This is a genomic window from Ensifer sp. ENS11 (genome assembly GCF_014851895.1).
Taxonomy (GTDB): Bacteria; Pseudomonadota; Alphaproteobacteria; order Rhizobiales; family Rhizobiaceae; genus Ensifer; species Ensifer canadensis.
The window spans coordinates 417,570-425,983 of sequence record NZ_JACVAN010000006.1 but is presented as its reverse complement, the minus strand read 5'-3'; the positions used below and the strand labels follow the sequence as shown (position 1 = coordinate 425,983).

The following is an 8,414-nucleotide window of genomic DNA, read 5'->3' as shown; positions in this document are numbered from 1 at the left end:
CCTCACTCGGCAATCGGATATAACGTCCCGATTGCCATACATAATCCCGGTGGCGCCACCAGCCCGTCATCGTGATGAAAGCCCGGAAACTCTAATCCCCGGCGATCCAAGGTTTGGGCTCAGAGCAAAAGCCCGGAAACTCTAATCCCCGGCGATCCAAGGTTTGGGCTCAGAGCAACACCTTCCGAAACTTGGAGCACTCTTAAACCTGTCGTTCGAGAGGATTTCATGATCAGGCTTATGCGAAGGAGTGGCACCCCTTTGGAGCTAGAGGCAAGCCAGGTGCTGCGCATCCGCAAGACGGATCCGCGCCTCGATGACGGTCTCGGCAACACGCTGATCAATGCCGGCCAGACCTTTTTCGTCCAGGAGGAGGCAGCGGCCGTCGCCGCTGCCGTCAAGGCCGAGCTGCCATCCCTCTATCGTTTCACCCATCGCATCGGCGCGCCGGTCTGGGTCAATGTGCACGCGGCCAAGGGGCCAATGCCGCTTGCGCCCAACCACCGCGTGCCTGGCCTAGGGTCAGCGCTGGATATCGGCGGCAAGCGCCAATATGTCCGCGAAAGCCCGGAAGAGGTCAGAAGCGCGATCGCGGCGGCGGGCGGTGATGTGCAGCCGATCCCGGACGAAGGCCTCTGGGTTCAGGGAAGAGAGACGCTGAGGGAGATCCTGGGCAGCCTCGAGGCCTGGGACGAGGAATTGACGACGCCGGAATAGGCCCGCCACCTGTCTCGCCCCGGCGGCCCTGAGCCGTACTGCCGGCCCGCGCAACCGCGCCGCTACAGCTCGCCCGTCGTATTTATTTCATCAGGCGTACCGGAATCGCCGAATCGGACCTTCCCCAGCCCAAGGTCGGCATAGTATTTACCGTACCGCGCAGTACGTTCCTTTATGAACTGCGCTTCCCCGCACCCTGAGCCATTTTGGGTGCTTGCTTGCCCCGCCATCGCGCGGGGCTTTTTCTTACCGGGCGCAGAACCTTTCCAGGAAAAGTGCGAAGCGGTTTTCCGTTAGGAAATGCGAAAAACAAAGAGACCGAGCCCTTCCAGGAAAAATGCGAAGCGGTTTTCGTCCGTCGATGACGGAAACATTTCAATCGACCTTGAAGACGGCATCGCCGGCGAAGACGATGACATATTGCCCCTCCGTCGTCGGCTCGCTTGCCCAGTCCGAAAGCTGCCGCCAATAGGGCTCGCGTCTCCAGATATCGGGGAAGTCCGGATCGACAAGCACGGTGATCTGCGGCCCCTGCCGATAGATCATCATGTGCGAATTCGCAGGATCCCATTCGGGCCCGAGCCGCTCATCCGTCATCCATAGACAGAGAAAATCGCGGCAAAGCTGCGGCCGCCGCTGATAGATCCGGCAGCCCTTGCCCTCGACGCAATTCTCACACCATTCGTTGGCCGGCTTTGCCAGCGCATCGATATCCGGCAGCCGGCAACAGAGCGTGCAGGTGCCGCAGGCGCGATCGGCAAGGAAGGTCTGGTTCATGCGCGGGTCCGTATCATCTCGCTGACGGCGGCGACAGAAAATTCGATATGTCCGCCAGTGTCGGCGCCGCAGCCCTCGTCACCTCAAACGACAACGCTACCGGCCATGAACGCCAGCACCAGGAAGATCAGGAAGACGATCAAAGCAAGATAGAACAGGATCTTGGCGATGCCCGCCGTTGCCGACGAAACGCCGGAGAAGCCGAGAAAGCCGGCGATCAATGAAACGACGAAGAAGATCAGCGCCCACTTGAGCATCGCAAATACTCCTGTTTGGTTGTCGCTACGGAAAGTCGAATCCCGGCAAAAAGTTCCCGTCCGCGTGGCATTCCCGGTGATGCGCTTTACCTCGCAAAGCGTCGGAGATACGGCCCTTGCCCTTGCGTTACTCCGCAGGCTTAGTCAGCAAACGGGGTCGATACTCAGATAAGGCTAATGTCCCGGTTCCGCCCCGCATTGTAGGATATGCCCACGGTTGCGACCCTGGGGGCGGCAATGTTTCTGCAACGAACCGAAATCCGCGAGCACACGATAGAGGTGCGGGAGTTCGTTGGCGAAGGCAGCGTCGAAATCGACGAGCGCATCCTGTTCGATGACGAGGATTCCCACATCGTTCTGCTTCTGGAGATCCTGGCCGGCGACGTCACCTTCACGCTCAGGGGCCCGGATGTCGCAAACCTGGCCAGGGATTTCGCCGATCGCGTGCGGCTCTATATCATACCCCCCGCGCGGCGGGCCTACGATGCCTTTCTGGAGATCCGCGCCCGACCCGGCAGCCGGTTTCGCGCCATCATCGCTCGCATCGGCAGCGCCTTTGTCAGTGCCGCCAGCGAGTTGTCCTGCCGCGCCTGCAAGCAGGTCTGCAAGCTCCTGGCTTCCACCGTGCTCGCCTATGTCGGCGTCCCCAACCCGGAAGATCTGACGCGGGGTGAGGTGCTGCACATCACCGCCGAGCAGTCGTACGAACTCGACGAGGGGCTCGGTCATGCCGCCATCCACGGCCCGCTGGCGGAAGGCCCGATCGGAACGTTCCTTGCCCTATTTGCCGACAACGTCAGGAGTGTCGTCTGGTCCGCATTGCAGTCCGCGCAGCAAGTCTTCGAGCCGCCCGACAGGACCTATACATTCGCCTGCAGACGCCTCGGTTGCTGCCCATAAACCGCTGAACGCCGGCGCCGTGGGCGCAACGGCGCCTCGCGGTCCGGAAAGCCGCCGCCCGCGATCGCGGCCCGACAATGGAAAGCCGGCGTCGGCGCTCGCCATTGGTCTATCATTCCAGCGATTTTCCGATTTCATTGCTACCGCATGTTTCCTTAAACCCTATCCGGCTTAGGGACAAAAACATGCAGCATTCAAAGCTACAGCGACCTTTGCGCGTCCAACAGGATGCGCGGCGCTGTAGGGCCCAACCAGCATTGCAAGACGCTGCTCCGCCCCAGACCCGGAGCCCAGCCCCGGAGCCATGAGAACTTAACGAACAGTTCCAATGAACGCACGTGTCGTCAGTCCCTTGAGAACCCTTCGATCAAACCTGTCCTTCGTCCATGATGGCCCTTCGGCTTGCGCCTACCGGGGCCATCATGGATTATCAGACGATGCTCTTTCACGCATGCGCATGCGGATCGTGGCGATGCGCCCAAACCGCCCAGGCCGACACGGCGGCCACGAGCAGCCCGAGGACGGCGTGCGTCCACATCACGCTCATATTGACCGCATAGCCGAGCACCCAGGGCGACACGACCAGCCATGCCCCAAGCGCCAGATTGGCCCACTCCTCCCACTCTGCGAAGACCGAGAGAGTAGCGTAGGCCAGCACAGCAAGCGCAAGCCCAACAATCCAGGCATTCCAAGCCGGAACGGTTTCCATGCTATACCCGATCACCCAGGGAGAAAGGAAAAGGCACACTGCCAGCGCAAGATTGCACCAATCCTGCCCTCTTTTGCCTTCCATGAAATGGTACGCCATTTGATAACCTCCACGAATGAAGTTTCACCAAGGCGTCACTGCCAGCGCGCAGTTGCACGCCCTGGATTCGAGATGGTTGTTGCAAGGTGAAACTTCAAGTGGCTGTTCGCAAAGGACGTTCTGCCCGCTGCCGCAGGAAGGCCGCATCGGAAGGCGAACCGGCGAGAGCAATGGCGATCGCATAGGCTTTTGCCGCTTCGTCCGCTTGCCCCATCCGCGACAGGAGCTCCGCTCGCGCCGCATGATAGGGCTGGTAGTCCCGAAGCTCGGCCGAAAGCGCGTCGAGCGAGCGCATCGCCGGTTCCTGCCACCCCGCCTCGCACAGCGCCACCGCCCGGTTGAGCCGCACGACAGGCGTCGGCTCCAGCCGCAGCAGGCTGTCATAGAGCAGTACGATCTGCGCCCAGTCGGATGCCTCGCCCTGAACGTGGCAGGCGGCAATGGCGGCCTTGATCTGGTATGGCCCCGGCGCGCGCCGCCGCATGGCGGTATCGATCAACCCGAGCCCCTCGTCGATCTGCCCCCGGTTCCATTTCGTCCGGTCCTGCTCGCCGAGCGGCACGGTGACGCCATCGCCGTCGACGCGCGCCAGGCAGCGCGCATGCGTGATCAGCACAAGCGCAAGGCACCCCTCGATCTCTGGATCTTCAGGGCGAAGCCGGTTCAGCAGCCGGCACAGAAACAGGGCCTCCTCGGCGAGATCCCGGCCCTGCGCCGGAGGGCGTTACTCACCCTGATCCAGAGAACGAACCAGATTGGGATGAGCAGGAGGGCGTAGAGGGAAGTGGTCGTCAGCATCATGGGGATATCCCCGGTTTGAGTTGCGTACGACCCAAGAACGGAAGCCGCCGTCGGATTTCGACATGCGTCCGAAATATTTTTGGAGGATCGGCGAGAGAGGCTCGAGCGCGGCGGCCTGTTGGCATGCCGGCAAGGCCTGAAGGTGAGGATGCAGTGGATTGCGTCTGTCGAAACGGAAGCGCTGCCGACAAAAAAGACCCCATCAACCGAACACGGCTGATGGAGCCAGACAGATCACTTGATAGTGCACGGTCAACAATAGGGCGAGATGCACCACGCCCTTACCCCTGCCCTCGGCACATAGGCGCAGAGATTCGCGGCGGCCGGGACAGATTGCCTCTCGCTACTTGACGGTCACGCCCATTGCGGGCGAGCCCTCGTTCGACCAGCACGAACACGGCTCGCCGGCCGGACCTGCGCCATAGCCGCACTGCTGTCTCGGGGTCTTGCACTGTCTTGGGCTCTTCGCATCAGCCAGCGCCTTCGCCTCGGCCGCAGTTGCAGTCTTGGCCTTCTTGCCGCTCGCAGGCTTCGCCTTGGCCTTTTCGCTCAGATGGGCATTTTCGACGCCAGCCCGGGAATCCCCGGACGGACCAGTTTCGCTGCAGGACGAAACAAGCAAGAGGGTAGCAACAGCAAACGCAATTCCGGAGAAGATCTTCATGAGATATCCGGTAATCCGACAATTGCGATTTTTCAAGATGGGTGGCGCGCGGATTTACCTCCAGAGCGGCTGGCCTTGGCCAGCGCACGGCTCCGATCGGCGCTGCGAGACGAACCTTCGCCTGACGATCGAACGAGCGGATGGCGAACCATCCGCTCGTTCGACTGTTTTCCCCTATTTCACCAGTTCGATCTCACCAGGCCGCCAGGAATTGTTGAACCAAGGTTCCAGCGGACCGTACAGGCGAAGGATCATGAACCAGCCCTTGCCCGGGATTGTCTGCACCCAGTTGTTCTCCATTCCCGCCGGGGCTTTCGGTCCGAAATAGACATCCACCGAACCATCCGCATTGGCCTTGACGCCCTTGTTCTGGCTACTGACGCTTGGGGCTTGCTGGTCGGTCTGCACCATCGACCGGGTCTGGTTGTCGTAGACGATGACCGACCAGAAATCCTTGACCGGGACATTTGGCGGCAGGCGCAGCTTGTAGGTCTTGCCGCCATTAAAGGGATTGCCCTCCGAATCCTGAACCGACCACGGATATTGCGAGCCCTCGCCCACCATCTTCTCTTCCATCGCCGGTGTCACGCCGATGGCGAAGTAATAGTAGAAGACAGCACCATCTAGGTTGCTGACACCGGGCGCCGACTCGAACTTGTAGCCGCCAAAAAACGGCAGGCGCCACGTACTGTCAGGATAGAAATACGCATCCTTCGCGCGAACCTTGAAAGCGATCGTCCGGGCCGTCACGGCGCCGATGTTGGCGGCATCGGTGAGGATCTTCTTCATCCGCTCATCGGGATTGAAGGGCTTGCCCTTGACGATGCCGATCGAGGCGAACAGGCCCAAGGTGGTGGGATCGGAACCGTCCGCCGGCTCTTCCTGGATGACCTGGTTCAACAGGCTCCAGAACGAATAGTCGCCTGGCGAGACGAAATTCGCCGGAATTCCGGAGGCATTGACGAATTTCATCGGCGGCGGGTTGGCGGCCTCGTCCAGGCGATAGATCCGCAGGTGCTTCTTGACCGAGTCAACCCCGGGCTGGGTGGAACCGTCTACAACGAAGGCGCGAAAGACGAGGTAGCTGCCGAAAGTGCTCGGCCGCACCACGTGATACCCCGATGGTATGTCGCCCTTGAATCCAGGCGGCAACAGGAGGTACTTGCCGCCTTTGCCCTTATCGGCCCCGGTGATGCCGATGTCGGCCACCCACTTGTACCAGAAGTCGTCGACCATCCCCAGCACCTTGGGCGGTATCTCGGCCACCAACGGTCCCTTGCTCGTGTCGACCCAAACGTAGTTGTAGATCGTGTTATCGTTGGCCGTCAGCTCCACGGACTTCGGATCGACCAGATTTTCCCAGATCACGTCGGTCTGGTTATCAGGCCCGAACTTGCGTATCGAGTCGCGCATGCCGGCCTGATTTACGATCGGAATCGCCAGCAGATAAGCCTGCAGCGCGCGCGAACGGTCGAGGTTGTCGTAGATTTTGTCGACGGTATCGGCCGACGGGTAGCCGTAATTGAGATTCAGCGTCCCGATCGAGGACTCGATCTTATCCGGAACCGCGACGCCCGACGCAAAGGGCGTCGTCATCTTGTAGGTCTGCGCCGTATCGGCAGCAGAAGCAGTACTCAAGCCTATCAGGACTGCCGCGGCGGCGGCGCAAAGCAGTCTCGTCGTACGTATCATTGCTCTCATGGCCGAACCTTTAAAATTGCGTTGGATCTGTGAAATAGAATTCCCTCAGTGCACCACTTACGCTGCGTCGCTTCCGGGCTTAGAGCAACGTAAATTACTGTTACGAGCGTGTAACTAAACCTCGAACGCGATGCGCCCTTCGGGGCAACGAGGCTTCAGTGGCGGGCGTATCGGACGACGTGCTGCGGTCTGAGTGGCACTTCCGTCGCTGCGACGGCTGTGGCTGCCAGCAGGAGATTCCGTCTGGTCGTCATGGTCTGCCCCTCGCTAATGCAGTAGGACGTGTGTGTTGCACGCCGTCGCAAGACGGCTTTGCTTGCGCGACATTCATATTTCTACGGTACTGAGCAGCAAACAGAGTTCGAAACCACTCATTTTACGCCAGGGCTCTGTTATTTCTGGAGTTTTTTGCACGATGTCTACTTAAGGGAACCGGCGGAGCTGTCCTCAATGGTCAACATGAGACGCGAAACGGTCGACCAAAGCCAGCCGATCGATTCTTACAGAGCAGGACTTTTGGAAATAAATCAGCAGCTTAAGGAAGTTTTGGTGGGTGATCACGGGCTCTAACCGTGGACCCGCTGATTAAGAGTAATTGACTTTAGGCTGAAAACGCCACCGCCCAAGTAAAGCTGTTTCCAATGTGCTTAGGACAAAGCACGAGAAACGCCGGAACATATCGCGAATTGGCAACCGATTCTGATCGCTATTTAGATTATTTTCTGTAATTCCACAAACGACCGACACACATTGCCAATGCCGTTCGGCGTTTGGTGAACTAAGGAATTCGATCGGCTGCAGTGCGATGGCGCAACCGATAGAGAACATAAATCGTGGCATTCGGAAGATTTGGAGACGAAGAAGGTCCTTCAGAAATTGAACCGCACGCCAAGGACATTTGCATTGGAGCCTCCGTGCATGTCGCCGAGCGTCCCCCAGGCTCCGGACCGGTGGTGAACCCGCCAGAAGAAATCAACGTCGGGCATGGTTTCGAAGGAAAGGTTCAACTCGGGGCCGAGATAGAACAGGGTTCTGGCATTCCCGTTGCGTTCCAGCTCGTTCTGGCGCTCCCGTCCCTCCTGGGCATGCGTGACATAGCTGATGCCAAACGTAAGGGCTGGCGAGATACGGACAGCATCGCCAATCTCGAAACCGTCGTAGCGACCGACGACGCCGCCCCAGAATTCCGCATTCGGATGCCCGCCGAATCTTCCGGCGAGCCCCGCTTCCAGTCCAAACCTGAAGGAGCCCATCCTTACCGGGAAGTACTGGTAGCCGAGGCCGACGATCGGGAGGTCGGCGTATTTGACGCCGAAAGGATTGGCTGACTGGAACATGTCCGCGTCGACCATCGTGCCGCCGAAGGCGAATACCGACTGATCGACGTCGCGGTTCTGTGCCTGCGCGTCGGTTGTTCCCAAGAACGGCATCGTGGCAGCGCCGAGCAGCAGAGCAAGCGGGATGGCAGTTGAAGCCTTCATATCGGACTATTCCTGCACTTCATGTTTTCTCCGGCGCGCGCGTGCATCCACTTTGCGGAAGTCCGCCTAAGATTTCTTGAATAGGCAGGTTCAAAAGGTCGACGTCAAGTTTTGCGGTACAGACCTCCGGGAATGACGCCTGACGTTGATCGCGCTAGTGGCAGCCTTGCGTGTGAGCCGTGCGACGCTACCCTCGGCATCACAGCGCCTGGGGCCGGAGGGGAAACCCTCCGGCCAATTCTTCGATCCGTGCTCTTGTCGAGTCGACTACCCCGAAAAATCACTATCACTAGTGAGAGTAGCCAACC

The 8,414-nt window shown here is 59.7% G+C and carries 8 protein-coding genes and 1 pseudogene; 2 read left to right on the top strand and 7 right to left on the bottom strand.

Features of this window, described 5'->3' with window-relative positions; translation table 11 throughout:
* Nucleotides 1–228 precede the first annotated feature (228 nt).
* The gene (locus IB264_RS15355) at nt 229–717 is read left to right on the top strand and encodes a hypothetical protein (RefSeq protein ID WP_128090504.1); all 489 of its coding nucleotides are present in this window, start codon (nt 229–231) and stop codon (nt 715–717) included.
* A gap of 375 nt (nt 718–1,092) precedes the next feature.
* On the opposite strand, the gene IB264_RS15350 is transcribed toward IB264_RS15355, so the two are convergent.
* Both IB264_RS15350 and IB264_RS15345 read right to left on the bottom strand, forming a co-directional pair.
* Nucleotides 1,093–1,494 (bottom strand): hypothetical protein, encoded by a 402-nt coding sequence (locus tag IB264_RS15350; protein ID WP_025427495.1) that lies wholly within the window; start codon nt 1,492–1,494, stop codon nt 1,093–1,095.
* A gap of 83 nt (nt 1,495–1,577) precedes the next feature.
* The gene (locus IB264_RS15345) at nt 1,578–1,751 is read right to left on the bottom strand and encodes a DUF1328 domain-containing protein (protein WP_025427496.1); all 174 of its coding nucleotides are present in this window, start codon (nt 1,749–1,751) and stop codon (nt 1,578–1,580) included.
* A 237-nt stretch (nt 1,752–1,988) separates the two neighbouring features.
* Here IB264_RS15345 and IB264_RS15340 point away from each other — a divergent pair, with 237 nt between their 5' ends.
* Nucleotides 1,989–2,651 carry a hypothetical protein gene (locus tag IB264_RS15340; protein ID WP_025427497.1) on the top strand — a complete coding sequence of 221 codons (663 nt, stop codon included), beginning with the start codon at nt 1,989–1,991 and terminating at the stop codon, nt 2,649–2,651.
* Nucleotides 2,652–3,096: 445 nt separating this feature from the next.
* Here the strand turns inward: IB264_RS15340 and IB264_RS15335 are convergent, their stop codons facing one another.
* The 5 genes and pseudogenes from IB264_RS15335 to IB264_RS15315 all read right to left on the bottom strand — a co-directional run bounded on the left by IB264_RS15335 (nt 3,097) and on the right by IB264_RS15315 (nt 8,106).
* The gene (locus tag IB264_RS15335) at nt 3,097–3,459 is read right to left on the bottom strand and encodes an SPW repeat protein (protein ID WP_025427498.1); all 363 of its coding nucleotides are present in this window, start codon (nt 3,457–3,459) and stop codon (nt 3,097–3,099) included.
* Nucleotides 3,460–3,553: 94 nt separating this feature from the next.
* Nucleotides 3,554–4,153: pseudogene (locus tag IB264_RS15330) on the bottom strand (DUF6596 domain-containing protein); the annotation flags it as partial.
* A gap of 450 nt (nt 4,154–4,603) precedes the next feature.
* The gene (locus tag IB264_RS15325) at nt 4,604–4,924 is read right to left on the bottom strand and encodes a hypothetical protein (RefSeq protein WP_025427500.1); all 321 of its coding nucleotides are present in this window, start codon (nt 4,922–4,924) and stop codon (nt 4,604–4,606) included.
* Nucleotides 4,925–5,098: 174 nt separating this feature from the next.
* The gene (locus IB264_RS15320) at nt 5,099–6,616 is read right to left on the bottom strand and encodes a DUF1254 domain-containing protein (protein ID WP_057206224.1); all 1,518 of its coding nucleotides are present in this window, start codon (nt 6,614–6,616) and stop codon (nt 5,099–5,101) included.
* Between the two features lie 878 nt (nt 6,617–7,494).
* On the bottom strand, nt 7,495–8,106 hold the full coding sequence (locus IB264_RS15315; RefSeq protein WP_025427503.1) for a hypothetical protein: 612 nt from the start codon (nt 8,104–8,106) through the stop codon (nt 7,495–7,497).
* Between the last annotated feature and the right edge of the window lie 308 nt (nt 8,107–8,414).